Origin of the sequence: Thiomicrospira sp. WB1, from assembly GCF_001507535.1 — a bacterium.
In the GTDB taxonomy this organism is placed as follows: domain Bacteria; phylum Pseudomonadota; class Gammaproteobacteria; order Thiomicrospirales; family Thiomicrospiraceae; genus Hydrogenovibrio.
In genome coordinates this window covers 126,962-145,233 of the sequence record NZ_LQBN01000003.1, presented here as the reverse complement: position 1 = coordinate 145,233, position 18,272 = coordinate 126,962, and the positions used below count along the sequence as shown (strand labels likewise).

Here is an 18,272-nt window from a genome sequence, read left to right as displayed (position 1 = left end):
CGTAAACTGTCTGCATGATCGTATTTGGATTAACCGGCGGGCTGGCCAGTGGCAAAAGCACCGTGCGGGCGGACTTCGAGGAGATGGGCGTGCCCGGCTGTGATGCGGACCAGGCCGCACGTCAGGTCGTGGCCCCAGGCACCCCAGGCCTGGCAAAAATCATCGCCGCGTTTGGTCACGACATCTGCACGCCTGACGGTGAGCTCGACCGGGCTCGAATGCGCCAGCGTATTTTTGTCGACCCGGATGCCCGCCAGACGCTTGAAGCCATCACCCATCCCTTGATCCGCCAACACCTATCAGACTGGGTGGACCGTCACAGAAAATCGACCACTCAGGCGGTGGTGGTGGAGATTCCTCTGCTCACAGAAACCGGTCGCCCTGATTTCATCGACCAGGTCATCGTCTGCGACTTGCCACCTGCCACGCAAAAAGCACGCGCATTGGCTCGGGCCGAGGCCCAGCACGCATCCATAACGGAAGCACAAGTGGATGCCATCATGGCCGCGCAAGCCAGTCGATCTCAGCGACTGGCTCAGGCGGACTGGGTCGTGGACACAACCCAGTCGCATCAAGAGGTGCGTCACCAGCTCCGCACCATTCTTGCCCAGAATGGCATTCATCTGCCCAAGTCCGCCAAGCCGGCGTTGACAGACGGTTAAAACGGGCATCAAACTACATCGGCTGCGGCCATAACCCGGAAATGGCGGCAATACCCTGACCGCCATGCTCTTTTGCTTTCTCCACATCGTTCGCCCCCACGCCGCCCAGGGCAAACACCGGCACCGGGCAATCCCGAACCCATTCGGCAAACGTCTCCCAGCCCAGTGGAGACATATCGGGGTGAGACGCGGTTGGCTTGACCGGAGACAACAACACATAGTCCACGCCCACTTCCATTGCTTTGGCCAGCTCCGCCTGACTGTGCACCGACGCCCCCAGCCATTTGCCTTGGGTTTCCGCCGGGCGCTGCACCAGCGACATCAGTGCATGAGACGACAATTGCAAACCGTCTGCCTCGGGCAGCGCCCTCAACCACCCGGCCGGGCCATTGAGCACCGCCTGAGCCTCATACTCGTGGCACAGCGCCAGGGCTTCGCGCGCCCAGGCCAAAAAACCGGCTTCATCCAGTTTCTTGCTGCGCAACTGCACCAATCGAATCCCGTCTTCCAGAGCCGCAGCCAGGCGCGTCAGGCCATCTTCCCTATCCTCAAACGCCCCGGTAATCATCATCTGATCGGGCAGCGCCAAGGCATTCAGCACGCCTTGGTTTGCGGCAGGAAACTCATAATGCATCAATTCGTCCAAGGCACACCATTTGATCGCCTGCCCTTCCCGACCGAAGGGCGTGCCGTCAAACCGTTCACTCATTCGAACGATCAATCGCAGCCGGCGGCGCTCGTACTGCCAGGGGATTTCTATCAAGGGTTGCCAGTCAAGGGGACTGACCCCGACTTCCTCCTCAAACTCGCGCGTCAACGCCGTATCCGGGGTTTCCCCCGACTTGACCTTCCCGCCGGGAAACTCCCAGAAATGCGCCAGATGCTGGCCCGTCTGTCGCTGGGCAATCAAGACCTGATTCCCTTGTCGAAGCACGCCCACCGCAATCAAGGTTTCTTCCATCAATTCCTCCTTTTACATCTGCTGGTTGTCCTTTTACCATGTGTACCTGCCAAAATGCGGGCACCTGGCAAAAAACCTGCTTGTTTTGTACAAAATTGTCATCAAAACGAAACAATTTGATTTTTTTCAGACTAAAATGAACTTTATGACCAATTCAAATCTCTGGTCATCACGACATCGACCTGAAAGAGGACTGCTTCAATGAGCGTCAAACAACGAATTCTAACCCTGACTGTCATTTTGCTGGCATTTTCTGTGCTCGCGATTGCAGCGGGCTTGATCAACATGAAAAACAACAACCAGACGTTCAATGCGCTCTACAACGACCGGATCGTGCCGCTGGAGGACCTGAAAAACATCGCTGACGCCTATGCCGTCAACATCGTCGACACCAACCACAAACTGCGCAATGGCAACATCGACTGGGCACAGGCTGAACAGAACATCGAATCCGCCAGCAAGCAGATTCACGCGCTTTGGGATGGCTATATGCAAACCAAACTGACCCCCAAAGAAGCGGCCCTGGCCGAAAAAGCACAAGCCCTGATGAAGACAGCCGATGACAATGTGGCACAACTGCTGACTCTGGTGCAACAGCGCGACATGAACGCCATCACTGAATTCAGCATCGAACAGCTTTACCCCGCGATTGATCCGATTTCCGACACCATCAGTGAGCTCGTAGCGCTGCAACTGCGCGAAGCGGAAAAAATGCAGCAGGCTCAAATGACCACCTATGACAACACCTTGACCATGGCCATCGTTGTCGCCTTGCTGGTTTTTCTGGCGGTACTCTGGCTGGCGCGTCAGACCCTGTTGGCGATCACTCGCCCCCTGAATGAACTGGTCGGTGTGTCCAAAGCCGTGGTTCAAGAAGGCGATTTCTCCAAGCGTGTTCAGATCTCGCGCGAAGACGAAGTCGGCCAGGCCGCCCAAGCCTTCAACCATCTGCTGGAAAAAACCGCCGATGCCATTCAGGACGCCAATCATGTGGTGGACGCCATCGCGCAAAGCGACTTTGATCAACGCATCACCCGCGAATACCAAGGCGACCTCAACCGCCTCAAACTCGGCATCAATAACTCGGCCGAAAGCGTCAGCTTCATGATGTCGGAGCTGGAACGCATTATGACGGCGCTGGCCAACGGGAAACTCGACGCCAAAATGGACGAACAGGTTCCCGCCAATTTCCGCAACAAGGTGGAAGGCGCCCTGGCCATTACCAATGACGTGGTGGAAGACATTATTGCCGTCATGGACAAAATTGACGACGGTCAGTTTTCCGAACGGGTGACCGCCGACGCCAAAGGGCAGCTGGCCTCTCTGAAACGCGCGATCAATTCCTCGATGGACGACTTGAACGAAGCCATTAAAGAAGTCACGAGCGTGGTCGTGGACCAATCCAATGGTAACCTGACCTCCCGCATCCAGGGGCAGTACAAAGGTGACCTGAACACACTGAAAACGTCGGTCAACCATACCTCTGAAAAACTGGTCGACGTCATCCAGAAAGCCATCAATGCCACTCAGGTCGTTTCAGGCGCCTCAGCGGAAGTCTCTCAAGGCTCTCAGGACCTGAGCCAGCGGGTTCAGGAACAGGCCGCTTCCGTGGAAGAAACCTCGGCCACCATGGAGCAGATGAATTCGGCGGTGCAAAACAATGCCAACCACGCCAAAGACGCCACACGCGTGGCGCATGAGGTGCAGGAAAAAACCACCGAAGGCACGCGTGTGATGCAAAAAACCGTGGATGCCATGTCGGCAATTCAGGAATCCAGTCACAAGATTTCCGACATTGTGACCCTGATTGATTCGATCGCCTTCCAGACCAATCTGCTGGCGCTCAACGCGGCGGTGGAAGCGGCCCGGGCCGGGGAACACGGCCGTGGCTTTGCCGTGGTCGCGGGCGAGGTGCGAGCACTGGCACAGAAGTCGGCCGATGCCGCCAAGGAAATCACCGGACTGATCAATGAAAGCGTGGCCCGGATTGATGAAGGCACCAAGCTGGCATCCGAGTCGGGTGAAATGCTGGACACCATCGATAAGTCGGTGGACGATGTGGCCAATATGATTGAGCAGATTTCCGCTGCCTCAAATGAGCAGATGACCGGGATTGAACAGGTGCACAAGGCGATCAGCCAGATCGATGAAGTCACGCAGCAGAACGCCGCGCTGGTGGAAGAAACCTCGGCCGCGGCCGAGAGCATGAGCGAACAGGCGGAAATCCTGGACAAGGACATGTCGTTCTTTAACACCGGCCAGCCCAAAGCGTCTGCGCAGAGCCAGTCGGCACCCAAAGTGGCCAAAGCACCCCAGAAACAGACACCAGCGAAACCGGCCAAGCCGGCCGCACTGCCTCAGGCCAGTGCCAAAGACACGGCGTCGGCAAAAGATGGAGACAAGGCCGAAAAGCCAAAGCCCGCGCCTGAGCAGAGTAGCGCTGACGATGAATGGGCCGAGTTTTAACCAGGCCTGGTGAAATGTGCCCTATCCCATCCAAACCGGCCTCTGGCCGGTTTTTTGTTTCTGCCCCCCCCTCTTTCATTGGCTTGCTCTTTGCTTGGACAAACATATTAGTAATTTTTAATTGCTTAACTTGTCCTGCTTGGCCGTTTGCTATAGCATGAGCAAAGATACCAATTCTTGACCTAAAAACGGGGTTATTGTTATGTTCAAGACAATCCGCGCCAAACTCATCGCAAGCTTCAGCCTGCTGACCATTCTGGTCATCGGGATGGCAGTGTTCAGTATCACTCAAATTAATCAATCGGCTGGCGGCTTTTCCGATTACCGCGAAATTGCCAAAGATTCACTGCTGGTCAGCGAGGTGCAAAGCAACATGCTGATGGTGCGGATGAACGTCAAAGACTATCTGAATAACCCGGTGCAAAAAGAAGTGGACGAATACACCGACTATTTCAACCGCACCAATGAACTCCTGACCCAGGCGCAAAAACAGATCCAGAACCCTCAGCGCGCGGAATGGGTGGATCGCATGGACAATGCCCTCGACGAATACCATCAGGCGTTTACGCAAGTTCAGGACTTCATGAACCAGCGTAATGACATTGTGTTCAATGTCTTGAATGTCGATGGCCCCAAAATGGAAGAATTGCTGACCTACATTCAAACCACCGCTTACGAAGACGGTGACATCCCGGCATCACTTGCCGCATCCAAAGGCATGCGTACGTTACTGATTGGACGCTTGTACACGGTCAAGTTCATGGAAGACAATCAAAAGGCTTTCATGGATCGGGCTCTGGATGAGTTCACCACCCTCGGCGACAACATGGCGGAACTCGAAACAGAGATTCAAAATCCCACCCGTCTCGAAAAATTAAACGAAATTCAGAGCTTGCAGGCACGCTATTCCGAAAACGTACGCGTCATGAACGGTATCATTAATGACCGCAATAAATTGATCAATAATACACTTGACCAACTTGGGCCAGAAATCGCTGAGCTGGCTGACAAAGTCAAACAGTCCGTGAAAGCCGATCAGGATCGCATCGGACCCGAAGTTCAGGAACTCAATGAAAGCATCATCTCAGTGTTGATCGCTGTGGCCATTGCGATCGCGCTCTTTGCCATCCTGACGGCGATCTTTATTCCGCGTCTGATTGCTCGCGGCATTGCCTCGATTCAAACCCAGCTGGCCAAGCTCAGCGAAAGCGGTGATTTCAGCATCCGCGCCGACGATCGTCGCGCCGATGAAATCGGCGACATGGGCAAAGCGGTCAACAAGCTGCTGTCCGACATGCAGACCGCGATCAAGGAAGCCAATGATGTGGTCTGTGCCATGGCCGCCGGTCAGTTTGACCAGCGCGTCAACGCGCAACTCAGCGGCGACCTCAAAGCGCTGAAAGACGGCATCAACGAATCCGCCGATTCGGTGGCCGAGACCATGGGCGAATTGCGCAAACTGCTCAATGCCATGAGCGACGGCAAATTCGACACCCGCATCAATGCCGACGTCAAAGGCGAGTATCTGGAACTGGTCAATTTTGCCACCACCACCATGGAAGGCCTGGATCAAACCATTGATGGCATCATTGGTGTGATGCAGTCCATGGAAGAAGGTCAGTTCGATCAGCGCATTCATACCCAGGCCAAAGGCGACCTGCTCAAACTCAAAGACGGCGTCAACAACTCCATGGAGTCGATCGAAGCCGCCATCAAGGAAGTCACCGACGTGGTGGTCGCCCAGTCCCACGGTGATCTGACTCAGTCAATCCAAGGCAATTATCAGGGCGACCTGAAAACCCTGAAAGACTCGGTCAACAAAACCACCGACCGCCTGCTGGATGTGGTCAAAAAAGCCCTCAATGCCACCGAGATCGTCAATGGCGCTTCGTCCGAAGTGTCCCAGGGCTCTCAGGACCTGAGCCAGCGGGTACAGGAACAGGCCGCTTCCGTGGAAGAAACCTCGGCCACCATGGAGCAGATGAATTCGGCGGTGCAGAACAATGCCAACCACGCCAAAGACGCCACCCGCGTGGCGCATGAGGTGCAGGAAAAAACCACAGAAGGCACCCGCGTAATGCAGAAAACCGTGGATGCCATGTCGGCAATTCAGGAATCCAGTCACAAGATTTCCGACATTGTGACCCTGATTGATTCGATTGCCTTCCAGACCAATCTGCTGGCGCTCAACGCGGCGGTGGAAGCGGCCCGGGCCGGGGAACACGGCCGTGGGTTTGCCGTGGTCGCGGGCGAGGTGCGAGCACTGGCACAGAAGTCGGCCGATGCGGCCAAGGAAATCACCGGGCTGATCAATGAAAGCGTGGCCCGGATTGATGAAGGCACCAAACTGGCGTCCGAGTCGGGTGAAATGCTGGACACCATCGATAAGTCAGTGGACGATGTGGCCAATATGATTGAGCAGATTTCCGCTGCCTCAAATGAGCAGATGACCGGGATTGAACAGGTGCACAAGGCGATCAGCCAGATCGATGAAGTCACGCAGCAGAACGCCGCGCTGGTGGAAGAAACCTCGGCCGCCGCCGAGAGCATGAGCGAACAGGCGGAAATCCTGGACAAGGACATGTCGTTCTTTAACACCGGCCAGCCCAAAGCGTCGACGCAGGGCCACTCGGCACCAAAAGTGGCCAAAACACCGCAAAAACAGACGCCAGAAAAACCGGCCAAGCCGGCCGCACTGCCTCAGGCCAGTGCCAAAGACACGGCGTCGGCAAAAGGTGAAGACAAGGCCGAAAAGCCAAAGCCCGCGCCTGAGCAGAGTGGTTCCGACGATGAATGGGCCGAGTTTTAACCAGGCCTGGTGAAATGTGCCCTATCCCATCCAAACCGGCCTCTGGCCGGTTTTTTGATGCCCTCGTACGTTGAAAAGATGCCCTCTGCGCTTGGGTTGGTTACAATAAGTGCCCTGTGCAAACGGGACGCATTCACCGAGTCCCGGTTACCGAATCAGTTAAAGGATGGTCATGCAGCACTTCTGGAACCCTGAAATCCGCCAACTTTCGCCTTACACGCCCGGCGAACAGCCCAAGGTCGCCAATCTGGTCAAGCTCAACACCAATGAAAGCCCCTACCCTCCGGCGCCCGGCGTGTTGCAGGCGATCAAAGACACCACCGATGAGGGCCTTCGTCTGTACCCGGACCCCAATGCCACACAGTTAAAGCAAGCTCTGGCCGATTACTATCAGCTGGACGCCGCTCAGGTATTTGTGGGCAATGGCTCGGATGAAGTCCTGGCCCATGCCTTTCAGGGATTACTCAAACACCCTGGTGTGGCGTTGCGCTTTCCCGACATCTCTTACAGCTTTTACCCGGTTTATTGCGGTCTGTATGGCATCACCCCAAGCACCGTGCCCTTGAACGACGCACTGGCGATTGATCCGGCCGATTATCAGGGCGACAGCGGGCCAATCATTTTACCCAACCCCAATGCCCCGACCGGACGTCTGCTCAGTCTGGCTGAGATCACAAAACTGCTTGAACTCAACCCGTCCTATGTTGTGATTGTGGACGAAGCCTACATTGACTTTGGTGGCGCATCGGCCACGAAACTGATTGACCGATACCCCAACCTGCTGGTCACCCAGACGTTTTCCAAATCACGGGCGCTGGCGGGGTTGCGCCTGGGCATGGCGTTTGGTCAGGCCCACCTGATTGAGGCGTTGGAGCGGGTCAAAAACAGTTTTAATTCCTATCCGGTGGACCGGCTTGCCATGGCAGCAGGCATTGCCTCACTGCACGAAGACGACTACTTTGTCGAAAGCTGCCGCAAGGTCATGGCCACGCGACAGACACTGACCGATTTTCTTGAGAATCAGGGCTTTGAGGTGTTGCCCTCTTACGCCAATTTTGTCTTCTGTCGTCACCCTGAACATCAGGCCAACGAGTTGGCGCAGGCGTTACGCGATCGAGCCATTATCGTGCGTTACTTTGACAAGCCCCGCATCGATCAATATCTGCGCATCAGCATTGGCTCGGAGGAAGAGAATCAACGGCTCTGCCAAGCGCTCAGCGAGATATTGGGATAAGCGTTGAGAAAACAGAGATGTCAGATATGACAAAAGTCAAAACCACCAGGCCTGGTGAATGGTTGCTTTGATGAGGTTTTATGGGTTTTAGACACTGGATGGTTGTGCGATCTTGGGTGTGTTTATTTTTTCTTGCCTTGCCTCTGCGGCCGCCGAATTCTTAGAGATCTTAAATGCCTTGTCAAACGGTTTATGCCCATCGCATCAAAACCGAGGCTTGGAGAAATCCTCATCACAAAGATTTCGTCGTGCTTCTTAGCTATGTCACAGGAAATGTCCCTTGCGCTGTCCGAGCAAAGCGAGTTCGCAAAGGCCCTGTGACAGAGCTTAGAAGGCACAGAAAGCGTGTGCTGGGTGTGCTTTTTTGGTTCGTTTTTTACACAGGTAAAAAATGAACGCATCCAGGATCGCAATAACCCTAAAGCGTCTGCATCTCAGCAAACCTGATCAAGGCAACAAACCACCAGGCCTGGTCAGTTTTGAAACGCATACACCCGTTCAGGTACGATATTCCGCGTTGATCTTGACGTAATCGTAAGAAAAGTCCGACGTCCAGACGGTTTCGGACACCGCCCCACGATGCAACACAATGCGAATCGTAATGTCGGTCTGATCCATCACCGCCTGACCGGCGGCTTCTGTATAGCTCGGCGCCCGGCCTCCATTGGCCACCAACAAGACATTGCCCAGATAGATTTCCACCGCGTCAATGTCAAAGTCGGGACTGGTCGCGGCCTCGCCCACACCTGCCCGACCCACTGCCGCCAGAATACGACCCCAGTTGGGGTCGCAGGCAAACAGAGCGGTTTTGACCAAAGGCGACAAAGCCACCGCGTGCGCCACCTGCAGGCATTCCTCGGCGTCCACACCCCTTTCCACCTGAACGGCGACAAATTTGGTCGCGCCTTCGCCGTCACGCACAATTTCATGCGCCAAATGCTGCATCAGTCGGACCAACCCATCTTCAAACGCCCGATAGGCGTCGGAGGCCGGGTCATCGACCCAGGGCATGTCCGCCTGCGCGGTCGCTGTCAGGGTGCAGGCATCATTGGTGGAGGTGTCACCATCGATGGTGATGCGGTTGAAAGAGCGGTCCGCGGCGTGCTTCAAGGCCAGATCCAGGCAGGCCTGGTCAATTTTGGCATCCGTGGCCACAAATCCGAGCATGGTCGCCATATTGGGATGAATCATGCCGGAGCCTTTGGCCATCCCGGTGAGCAAAACCCGGTGGCCATCGACGTCCACGGCCAGACTCGCCACTTTGGCATAGGTATCGGTGGTGCGTATCGCCTCAGCCGCACGTTCCCAGCCATCAATCGACAAGTCCGCCAGCGCATCCGGCAAACCGGCCTGAATGCGATCCATCTTGAGTGGTTCACCAATCACGCCGGTGGAAAATGGCAACACCGAATCCGCAGGCATGCCCATTTCCTGCCCCAGCCACTGACAGGTTTGCTCGGCATCGGCCAAACCTTGCTGCCCATTACCGGCATTGGCATTGCCGCTGTTGATCAGCAAAAACAAGGGAGCGCGCTGGCTCAGATGCTTTTTGGCCACCACAACCGGGGCGGCAGAGAAGGCATTGCGGGTAAACACGGCGGCGGTGCGTGCCTGCTCACACACCTGCATCACTGCCAGATCCAGCGCCCCCGTTTTTTTCAGCCCAGAGGCGGTGGCGCCTAAATACACACCGGCAATCGGGTGCGGCCGTGTCAGGATACCTGTGTCTGTTTGCTCTTTGGGTTCAGCCATGCGACTCTCCTTCTCCCGGCAAAGGTTCAATCAGCACTCAAACCTGGTACTGATCCGTCAGCGCGTTTATTGCAGCCGCCCACAACACTGCTTGTACTTTTTACCCGATCCGCACGGACAGGGATCATTGCGCCCGACTTTGGGCATATCCCGGCGGTAAGTGGCGGGTTTCGGCTCATCGTCACCGGGTTGCGCCGCTTGCTGCGGTTGCATGGCCTGGGCAATGGATTGGGCCGCCGGATGCGTGGCTTCGAGCTGATCCGGGCGCTCTTCCAGTTGCTGCTGTTCGTAAGCGTCCACGTCATCGCGCCCCTGGATCTGCACCAGCGACAGAGTCTGGACGGTTTCAAACATCACCTCATCCAAAAACGCTTCAAACATGCTCGCGGCGGTGGCACGATATTCCTGGAACGGATCTTTCTGGGCAAAGCCTTTGAGGTGAATCCAGCGGCGCAGATAATCCATTTCATTCAAATGACCGCGCCATTGCTTGTCAATCGTACGCAACAGGACTTCTTTTTCAAAATGATGGCGGGTTTGCGGGTCCACCACCTGCATTTTCTGATCGTAGGCGGTCTTGATGGCTTCCACAATTTTCTGGCGCAGGGTTTCCTCATACAGCGACTTGTCTTCGTCCAACCAGGTCTGGATGGGCAGATCCACGCCGAAATCCTCATGCAGCTGACGCGTCAGTCCCGGGATGTCCCATTGTTCATCCAGACTGCCCGGCGGCACAAAACCGGCCATGACGTTTTCTACGACCGTGCTTCGCAGCGAATCAATGATGTCGGAGACGTCCTCGACTTCCATTAATTCATTGCGCTGGGTGTACACCACTTTACGCTGTTCGTTGGCAATGTTGTCAAACTTAAGCAGGTTGGCACGCTCGTCCTGATGCATGCGCTCCACCTGCTTTTGAGCCCGTTCAATCGAGCGGGTCACCATGTTATGCTCAATCGCTTCGTCGGACTTCATGCCCAGACGGCGCATCATGCTCTTGACTTTATCGGAAGCAAAACGGCGCATCAGGTCGTCGTCCAGCGACAAGTAGAAACGAGTCACCCCCGGGTCACCCTGACGCCCGGAACGCCCGCGCAACTGGTTGTCGATCCGGCGTGATTCATGGCGTTCCGAGCCAATCACCATCAGACCGCCTTTTTCCAGCACACTCTGGTGGCGTTTCTCCCAGTCGGCCTTGAGCTGGGCCACTTTCTCGTCATCGGGGTTTTCCAGCAGTTCCAGCTCCATGTCCAGATTCCCGCCCAGCACAATGTCGGTGCCTCGCCCGGCCATATTGGTGGCGATGGTCACCGCCCCCGGCCGCCCGGCCTGGGCAATGATGTGCGCTTCTTTTTCGTGTTGCTTGGCATTGAGGACTTTGTGTGCAATGCCCGCCTTGTCAAAATGCGCTGAAAGGACTTCCGACATCTCAATCGAAGCGGTCCCGACGAGAATCGGCTGGCCGGTTTCGTTGATTTCCTTGACATCGCGCACCAGAGCGGTCATTTTGCCTTCCACGTCCAGAAACACCAGATCAGGTAAATCCAGGCGCTGCGGTGTTTTATTGGTCGGCACGACCACCACTTCCAGTTGGTAAGTCGACAAAAACTCACCGGCTTCGGTGTCGGCCGTGCCGGTCATGCCCGACAGGGTTTCATATTGGCGGAAATAATTTTGGAAGGTAATGGACGCATAGGTCTGGCTTTCCGCCTGAATGGCCACGCCTTCTTTGGCTTCCACCGCCTGGTGCAGCCCATCGCCCCAGCGGCGTCCATGCATTTTACGGCCGGTGAATTCATCAATGATCACGACCTGACCGTTTTCAACGATGTAATCGGTGTTTTTCTCAAAGATCAAGGTCGCACGCATGGCCGCGTTGACGTATTTCATCAGAGTGATGTGCTCGGCGTCATAAAGCGAATCGCCTTCTTGCAGCAACCCAACCTCGGTCATCTTCGCTTCGATTTTGCTGTGGCCTTCATCGGTCAAATGAATCTGACGGCTCTTTTCATCGATGGTGTAATCACCCGAGGACGTCTTGGTTTCCGGGTCCTCTTCGCCTTGTTCCAGATCGGCCACCAACGGCGTAATGGTCTGATACAGCTCGGACTGATCTTCAGCCGGACCGGAAATAATCAGCGGCGTACGCGCCTCATCAATCAGGATCGAGTCCACTTCGTCCACAATGGCAAAATTCTGACCGCGCATGACACGCTCTTCAGCGAAGATCGCCATGTTGTCACGCAGGTAGTCGAACCCAAATTCGTTGTTGGTACCGTAGGTAATGTCGGCGTTGTAGGCCGCTTTTTTCTCCTCGGGAGACTGACCCGATAAAATGGTGCCGGTTGTCAGCCCCAGAAAGCCATAAATCTGACCCATCCATTCCGCATCACGACTGGCCAGATAATCGTTGACGGTGATCACATGCACGCCCTTGCCTGACAGCGCATTGAGGTAAGCGGGCAGGGTCGCCACCAGGGTCTTGCCTTCACCGGTACGCATCTCGGCGATGTTGCCATCGTGCAACACCATACCGCCGATCAGCTGCGTATCATAGTGGCGCAGACCTGTGACACGCCGAGATGCCTCGCGGACCACCGCAAACGCTTCCGGTAGCAGATGATCCAGGGAGGTGCCGGATTGATACGCTTGCTTGAACGTTTCGGTTTTTGCCTGAAGCGCCTCGTCCGACAAGGCCTCCAGCGTTGGTTCGAATTGATTGATCTGAGCCAGTTTCTTGTCGTATTTCTTCAGCAGACGGTCGTTGCGGCTGCCAAACAGCTTTTTAATCAGTTTCAGTGGCATAGACATCCAATCCAGTTATCTTGAGCGTTTCCCCTTAACGGGGACTCGTAGGGGGTTCAAAAAAGCGGTTCACATCAAAATTTTGCTACTGCCATAATGAATGGGCGGCTGATCGTCATCAAAGGTGACCACCTCAAAGGCCGTCGGGTCGTGCACCAGTTGACGCAACAGGTCATTGTTCAGAGCATGGCCGGATTTATGCGCCACAAACTCGCCCAGTATCGGGTGACCGGCCATGTAAAGGTCGCCCACCGCATCCAGAATTTTGTGCCGCACAAATTCATCCTTGTCACGCAGGCCTTCCTGATTGACCACCCCATCATCGTCCAGGCCGATTGCATTGTGCAATCCAGCCCCCAGGCCGAGGTTGTTGGCCCGCAACAACTCCATGTCTTTCATGAATCCAAAGGTGCGGGCTCGACTGACTTCTTTGAAATAAGCAGTGGATGAAAAATCCAGCGTCATGGATTCGGCGGTCTGTTCAAACGCCGGGTGGTCAAAATCAATGGAAAATGTCAGGCGAAACCCTTCAAAGGGGCGAAACTCGGCCCAGGAGCCTTTGTCGTTTTCAACGTGAATCTTGCGCTTAATGCGAATAAAACGTTTGGGCGCGGATTGCAGGCGCACGCCTGCTGATTGCAGCAGAAAAATAAAATGCGACGCACTGCCATCCATGATCGGCACTTCGTCAGCACTGATGTCAATATAGAGGTTGTCAATCCCGACCCCAGCCAGCGCTGACATCAAATGTTCAATGGTCGCAATTTTCAACGGCCCGGTATCGGTGTCCTTGACAATGGTGGTGCACAGGGTGGTTTCACGCACCAGATCCGGCGAAACAGGAAAAACGACCGCCGGGGAGACATCCACACGACGAAATACGATGCCGGTATCCACCGGGGCGGGAGAGAGCGTCATCACCGACTGGTGACCCGTGTGCAGGCCGACGCCTTTGGCTTTGATGGTATTGGCTAGGGTACGTTGTTTCACAGAATGTCTTTCAATAAATTGGGGCGAGCCTGACGCGGTGGCAACACGGATGCGCACACCCAAGGCTGTCAAAAAGCTGTATTCTAGCACAGCCCTGAATAAACATGCGCCCAACCGACGCCATGCCACACGGGCCGTTTTTTAAAAATTCTGACTGAACCACTGTTTCATGCGTGCCAGAACAGACCCACGCGTTTCCCCGGCTTCACTGGGGGCGCTCACCTCACTGACCTGGCTGGGGTGCTCACGCGCATACATCAGCAAACCGACCGTGGTTGCAAACGCTGGACTGGCCACTTCTTCCTTGAGGCCGCTGACGTGCTGAGGCGTGCCCAGCCGCACGGGCATGTGGAAGACTTCTTCCGCCAGTTCGACCGCACCTTCGATCAGGCTGCTGCCCCCGGTCAGAACAATGCCCGCGGCAATCTTGTTTTCAAAATCAGTGCGGCGCAATTCTGCCTGAACCAGTTGAAACAATTCTTCATAACGCGGCTCAATCACTTCCACCAGCGTATGGCGGGACAAACAACGTGCCGGACGGTCGCCCACACTGGGGACTTCAATTTCTTCGTCCTTGGCAATGAGTTGCGCCAACGCACAGGCGTGGTTCTTTTTAATGTCCTCGGCCGCCTGTTTCGGGGTTCTCAAGGCCATGGCAATGTCGTTGGTGACCTGATCGCCCGCAACCGGAATCACAGCGGTATGACGAATGGCACCATTCTGGAACACGGCAATGTCTGTGGTGCCGCCACCGATGTCCACCAGACAGACGCCCAGTTCTTTTTCATCTTCCGACAGCACCGCTTCGGACGAAGCCAGCTGCTCTAGAATCAGGTTATCGACCTTCAGCGAACAGCGCTCAACGCATTTGGTGATGTTTTGTGCCGCACTCACCGAGCCGGTCACCATGTGAACGCGGGCTTCCAGACGCACCCCCGACATGCCCACCGGCTCACGAATGCCGCCCTGATTGTCGATCATAAACTCCTGTGCCAGAATGTGCAGCACTTCCTGATCGCCCGGGATGGCAATGGTCTGGGCCGCTTCCAGCACACGGCTCACATCCTCGGTCTGTACTTCCTGGTTACGAATGGCGACCATCCCATTGGAGTTAAAGCTGCCGATGTGACTGCCGGCAATCCCGACGGACACCGAATGCGCTTTCACGCCAGACATCCGCTCCGCCTCGTCAATGGCGCGCTGAATCGAATCCACCGTGGCATCAATGTTGACCACGACCCCTTTTTTCAAACCGCGCGAGGGGTGCGTGCCCATGCCCACGACTTCGATGTCACCATCCGATTTCACTTTGCCGATGATGGCCGCAATTTTGGAGGTACCGATGTCCAAACCGATGACAATATTGGTTTCTGACATTGCTTGCTTTCTCGCCATGTGCCTCTTCTTCCTGATCAGGTACCTGTGTTAACACTCACAGGCACGGTTTGAATCCTTTTCCGCGCAAAAGATCCGGTTTACGGGTTGTTTTCATTCATTGGGGGCGCCTGGTTCGATGCGTCAGGCTCTGTGTTTTTGCGGATTACAAAACCGTTACTATAGCGCAAATCAAACACCTGTGCGAACTTTCTAAGGTCGGACTGGATCCGTGGATAACTTCGTATAAAGCGTTCCAAAACCGCCGCCTGATTGTCTTCGGGCAAGAGCAGACGCCGTTTCTGCTCCAAGTCCACCTGAAACACCCCGTCAGGCAGCATCGTCAACCCTGAAATTCGCCAGTCAAGTGCCTGCAACCGCGATTGTAACTGCCCAAGGCGCTTCAATACCAGTTTGGCGCGTACGGCAGGGCCGTCCAGACGCACATACGCATCAAACGGTTGAATATCGGTGGGGTAGAAAATATCACCGAACTGATTCAGCAGCGCCTGCTCGCCCCAACGCGCCACCGGAGTTTGCTCTTCCAGCCGAATGCGCAGTTGGTTGGGCCAGCGCCGAGTCACTCTGGCCCGGTGCACCCACTCTAATTGCAGCAGACGTGCATGCAGCGATTCGAGATCGGCCTCCCAGAACGGCTGACCCAGAAACGGGGCAACTCGGTCAGCCACGGTTTCCTGATTCACACGTTCAAACGCAGCCTGATAAGACACTTTGGATAAGGTCTTGCCGGAAAAAAACCAAATCACCAGCAAGACCGTGCCCAACAAACTGAGAATCGAGAGCAGCAGCGAACGCCTTGTCATGCCGGCGCCTCTGACGCGGTCGGCAAAGTCATGCCCAACAAATGACACACCAGATCGGGGAACGTCAGCCCCGCTTCTTTAGCAGCCATCGGCACCAGAGAATGGTCCGTCATACCCGGCGCGGTGTTGACTTCGATCAACCAGGGATTAAGCCTTTCATCCAGCATGAAATCAACCCGTCCCCAGTGACGGGCGCCCACGGCCTCAAACGCCTGATACACCAATTCACTCAAGGTTTTTACCAGGCCTGGTGATAAATCGACCGGACAAATGTATTGTGTGGTGTTGGAGGCATATTTGGCGTCATAATCATAAAAAGCATGATCGGTTTTCAGTTCAATCAACGGCAGCACTGTGGTGCCCACCACCGCGGCTGTAAATTCCCGCCCGGTCACCCACTGCTCAATCAGGATTTCCGAGTCCAGTGCCTGGGCATCGGCCACGGCCTGGTCCAGGGTGTCGGCGGTGTCCACTTTTTGCATGCCAATGCTTGAGCCTTCATGACTTGGCTTGATGATAAGCGGGAAGGTTTGGGGCAAGGTCACGGTCGAAAGCGACTGAGAGGGGCCAAGAGATTGAAACGCCGGGGTTGGCAGACCCATGCCCTGCCAGACACGTTTGGTACGGACTTTGTCCATGGCCAGCGCACTGGCGGCCATGCCACTGCCGGTGTAGGGAAACCCCTGTGCATCCAGAATGGCCTGCACACCGCCGTCTTCGCCCCAACGACCGTGCAGGGCCACAAACGCACGATCAAAATCGCGTGTGACCGCCAACACCTCTTCCACCGTCTGCACATCCACGGCTTCGGCATTGACCCCAATGGACTTTAATGCGGCCGCCACCGCTTGACCACTGCGAAGGGACACCGCTCTTTCGGCCGAGACGCCTCCCATTAAGACCGCAACCCGCCCCAGTGACTGCACAGACGGTCGTTCAAACGTTATGTCAGGCTTCATACGGGCAAACGCTCCTGCTGACCGGTGCCCTCACTCCAGGCGCTTTCGGCCCAGTGACGAGCCATTTGCCCGATGTCACCCGCCCCCATCATCAACACCACATCCTCATCGGCCAGAACGCTGGGCGCCAACTCATTCAGCTGTGTCTCGTCCTGTGCATGCAGGTTTTCGGTATGGCCCCGCAGGCGCATGGCGCGCAACAATGATTTGGCGTCAAACGCCGGAAGCGGGGTTTCACCCGCGGCATAGACATCCAGCAAGATCACCAGATCGGCTTTGATCAACGCCTGAACAAAATCATCGAACAGGTCACGGGTCCGGGTATAGCGATGGGGCTGAAACACCAGAACCAACCGCTGATTGGGAAAGGCATCGCGCGCGGTCTGCAACGTGGCCTGCAGTTCGGTCGGATGATGACCGTAATCGTCCACCAGCGTCAGACGATGGCCGCCAATGCCACGCTGATCATACACTTCAAACCGTCGCCCCACCCCGCCGAACTCAGCAAGGGCCGCCTGAATGGCTTCGATCGACACATTCAGCTCCAACGCAATGCCGATGGCCGCCAGCGCATTGAGAACATTATGGGTGCCGGGCTGCTTCAAGGTCACGGCAAACGGTGGGTAATCCAGCGCCTTGACCTCGAAATGCATGCGCAGACCGTCGGCTTTCAGATTCAATGCCTGAATGTCAGCGATCGATTCAAACCCATAAGTGCGCACCTTGCGCGACAGTTTCGGCAGCATGTCCCGCACATTCGGGTCTTCCAGACAGACGATCGCCAAACCGTAAAAAGGCAGGCGATGCACAAATTCAATAAAGCTGTTTTCAAGGAACTTATAATCGCCTTGATAGGTATCCATGTGATCCTGATCGATGTTGGTGACCACCGACATCATGGGTGACAGATGCAAAAAAGAGGCGTCGGACTCATCCGCTTCGGCGACCAGATACTGACTGCTGCCCAGGCGCGCATTGGAGTCCACCTGATTGAGCTTGCCGCCAATCACAAAGGTTGGGTCCAGACCGCCATGCGTGAGAATGGCCGCCGCCAGACTGGTGGTGGTGGTTTTGCCATGGGTACCGGCAATGGCGATGCCAAAACGCATGCGCATCAGCTCGGCCAGCATCGCAGCGCGTGGAATCACGGGGATACGGCTTTCACGCGCAAACACCACTTCAGGGTTGTCGTCCGACACCGCGGTGGAGACCACCACCACATCGGTGGCTTTGACATGACGGGCACTGTGGCCAATATGAATCTCGGCGCCCAGCGATTGCAGTCGCTGGACCGTGGCATTGCGGCGCAGATCGGAACCGGTAATGCTAAACCCGAGGTTCAGACAGACCTCGGCAATGCCGGCCATACCGACACCACCGATTCCGACAAAATGAATGTGTTGAACTTGGTCTTTCATGCGGCGTATGATACCGCG

At 55.7% G+C, this 18,272-nt stretch carries 12 protein-coding genes; 4 read left to right on the top strand and 8 right to left on the bottom strand.

The window, feature by feature from the left end:
- Positions 1 to 14: 14 nt before the first annotated feature.
- On the top strand, positions 15 to 662 hold the full coding sequence (gene coaE, locus AVO41_RS07750; protein WP_068585206.1) for a dephospho-CoA kinase: 648 nt from the start codon (positions 15 to 17) through the stop codon (positions 660 to 662).
- Between the two features lie 13 nt (positions 663 to 675).
- Here the strand turns inward: coaE and AVO41_RS07745 are convergent, their stop codons facing one another.
- Entirely contained in the window at positions 676 to 1,623 is a 948-nt protein-coding gene (locus AVO41_RS07745) for a Nudix family hydrolase (RefSeq protein ID WP_068585203.1), read from the bottom strand.
- A 201-nt stretch (positions 1,624 to 1,824) separates the two neighbouring features.
- Here AVO41_RS07745 and AVO41_RS07735 point away from each other — a divergent pair, with 201 nt between their 5' ends.
- The 3 genes from AVO41_RS07735 (at position 1,825) to hisC (ending at position 8,132) form a co-directional block, all read left to right on the top strand.
- Complete coding sequence (locus AVO41_RS07735) at positions 1,825 to 4,089, top strand: methyl-accepting chemotaxis protein (protein ID WP_068585195.1); 2,265 nt, start codon at positions 1,825 to 1,827, stop codon at positions 4,087 to 4,089.
- Positions 4,090 to 4,291: 202 nt separating this feature from the next.
- Entirely contained in the window at positions 4,292 to 6,898 is a 2,607-nt protein-coding gene (locus AVO41_RS07730) for a methyl-accepting chemotaxis protein (RefSeq protein WP_068585193.1), read from the top strand.
- Positions 6,899 to 7,070: 172 nt separating this feature from the next.
- Positions 7,071 to 8,132, top strand: coding sequence for a histidinol-phosphate transaminase (gene hisC, locus AVO41_RS07725; protein ID WP_068586030.1), 1,062 nt, complete (start codon positions 7,071 to 7,073; stop codon positions 8,130 to 8,132).
- Positions 8,133 to 8,630: 498 nt separating this feature from the next.
- On the opposite strand, the gene argJ is transcribed toward hisC, so the two are convergent.
- The 7 genes from argJ to murC form a co-directional block, all read right to left on the bottom strand.
- The gene (argJ, locus tag AVO41_RS07720; protein ID WP_068585188.1) at positions 8,631 to 9,884 is read right to left on the bottom strand and encodes a bifunctional glutamate N-acetyltransferase/amino-acid acetyltransferase ArgJ; all 1,254 of its coding nucleotides are present in this window, start codon (positions 9,882 to 9,884) and stop codon (positions 8,631 to 8,633) included.
- 66 nt (positions 9,885 to 9,950) lie between these two features.
- Positions 9,951 to 12,689 carry a preprotein translocase subunit SecA gene (secA, locus tag AVO41_RS07715; protein WP_068585186.1) on the bottom strand — a complete coding sequence of 913 codons (2,739 nt, stop codon included), beginning with the start codon at positions 12,687 to 12,689 and terminating at the stop codon, positions 9,951 to 9,953.
- Between the two features lie 69 nt (positions 12,690 to 12,758).
- Complete coding sequence (gene lpxC / locus AVO41_RS07710) at positions 12,759 to 13,679, bottom strand: UDP-3-O-acyl-N-acetylglucosamine deacetylase (RefSeq protein ID WP_068585183.1); 921 nt, start codon at positions 13,677 to 13,679, stop codon at positions 12,759 to 12,761.
- A gap of 141 nt (positions 13,680 to 13,820) precedes the next feature.
- A complete protein-coding gene (gene ftsA, locus AVO41_RS07705) occupies positions 13,821 to 15,074 on the bottom strand; it encodes a cell division protein FtsA (RefSeq protein ID WP_068585180.1) in 1,254 nt (417 codons plus the stop codon).
- An 80-nt stretch (positions 15,075 to 15,154) separates the two neighbouring features.
- On the bottom strand, positions 15,155 to 15,877 hold the full coding sequence (locus AVO41_RS07700) for a cell division protein FtsQ/DivIB (protein ID WP_068585177.1): 723 nt from the start codon (positions 15,875 to 15,877) through the stop codon (positions 15,155 to 15,157).
- Positions 15,874 to 16,836 (bottom strand): D-alanine--D-alanine ligase, encoded by a 963-nt coding sequence (locus AVO41_RS07695; RefSeq protein WP_068585174.1) that lies wholly within the window; start codon positions 16,834 to 16,836, stop codon positions 15,874 to 15,876. The genes AVO41_RS07700 and AVO41_RS07695 overlap by 4 nt, the downstream gene beginning before the upstream one ends.
- Positions 16,833 to 18,254 carry a UDP-N-acetylmuramate--L-alanine ligase gene (murC, locus tag AVO41_RS07690; protein WP_068585171.1) on the bottom strand — a complete coding sequence of 474 codons (1,422 nt, stop codon included), beginning with the start codon at positions 18,252 to 18,254 and terminating at the stop codon, positions 16,833 to 16,835. The genes AVO41_RS07695 and murC overlap by 4 nt, the downstream gene beginning before the upstream one ends.
- Positions 18,255 to 18,272: the final 18 nt, after the last annotated feature.

Coding starts and splice junctions, on each gene's coding strand:
- coaE (WP_068585206.1), top strand. CDS start 15: ATGATCGTATTTGGATTAACCGGCGGGCTGGCCAGTGGCAAAAGCACC.
- AVO41_RS07745 (WP_068585203.1), bottom strand. CDS start 1,623: ATGGAAGAAACCTTGATTGCGGTGGGCGTGCTTCGACAAGGGAATCAG.
- AVO41_RS07735 (WP_068585195.1), top strand. CDS start 1,825: ATGAGCGTCAAACAACGAATTCTAACCCTGACTGTCATTTTGCTGGCA.
- AVO41_RS07730 (WP_068585193.1), top strand. CDS start 4,292: ATGTTCAAGACAATCCGCGCCAAACTCATCGCAAGCTTCAGCCTGCTG.
- hisC (WP_068586030.1), top strand. CDS start 7,071: ATGCAGCACTTCTGGAACCCTGAAATCCGCCAACTTTCGCCTTACACG.
- argJ (WP_068585188.1), bottom strand. CDS start 9,884: ATGGCTGAACCCAAAGAGCAAACAGACACAGGTATCCTGACACGGCCG.
- secA (WP_068585186.1), bottom strand. CDS start 12,689: ATGCCACTGAAACTGATTAAAAAGCTGTTTGGCAGCCGCAACGACCGT.
- ftsA (WP_068585180.1), bottom strand. CDS start 15,074: ATGGCGAGAAAGCAAGCAATGTCAGAAACCAATATTGTCATCGGTTTG.
- AVO41_RS07700 (WP_068585177.1), bottom strand. CDS start 15,877: ATGACAAGGCGTTCGCTGCTGCTCTCGATTCTCAGTTTGTTGGGCACG.
- AVO41_RS07695 (WP_068585174.1), bottom strand. CDS start 16,836: ATGAAGCCTGACATAACGTTTGAACGACCGTCTGTGCAGTCACTGGGG.
- murC (WP_068585171.1), bottom strand. CDS start 18,254: ATGAAAGACCAAGTTCAACACATTCATTTTGTCGGAATCGGTGGTGTC.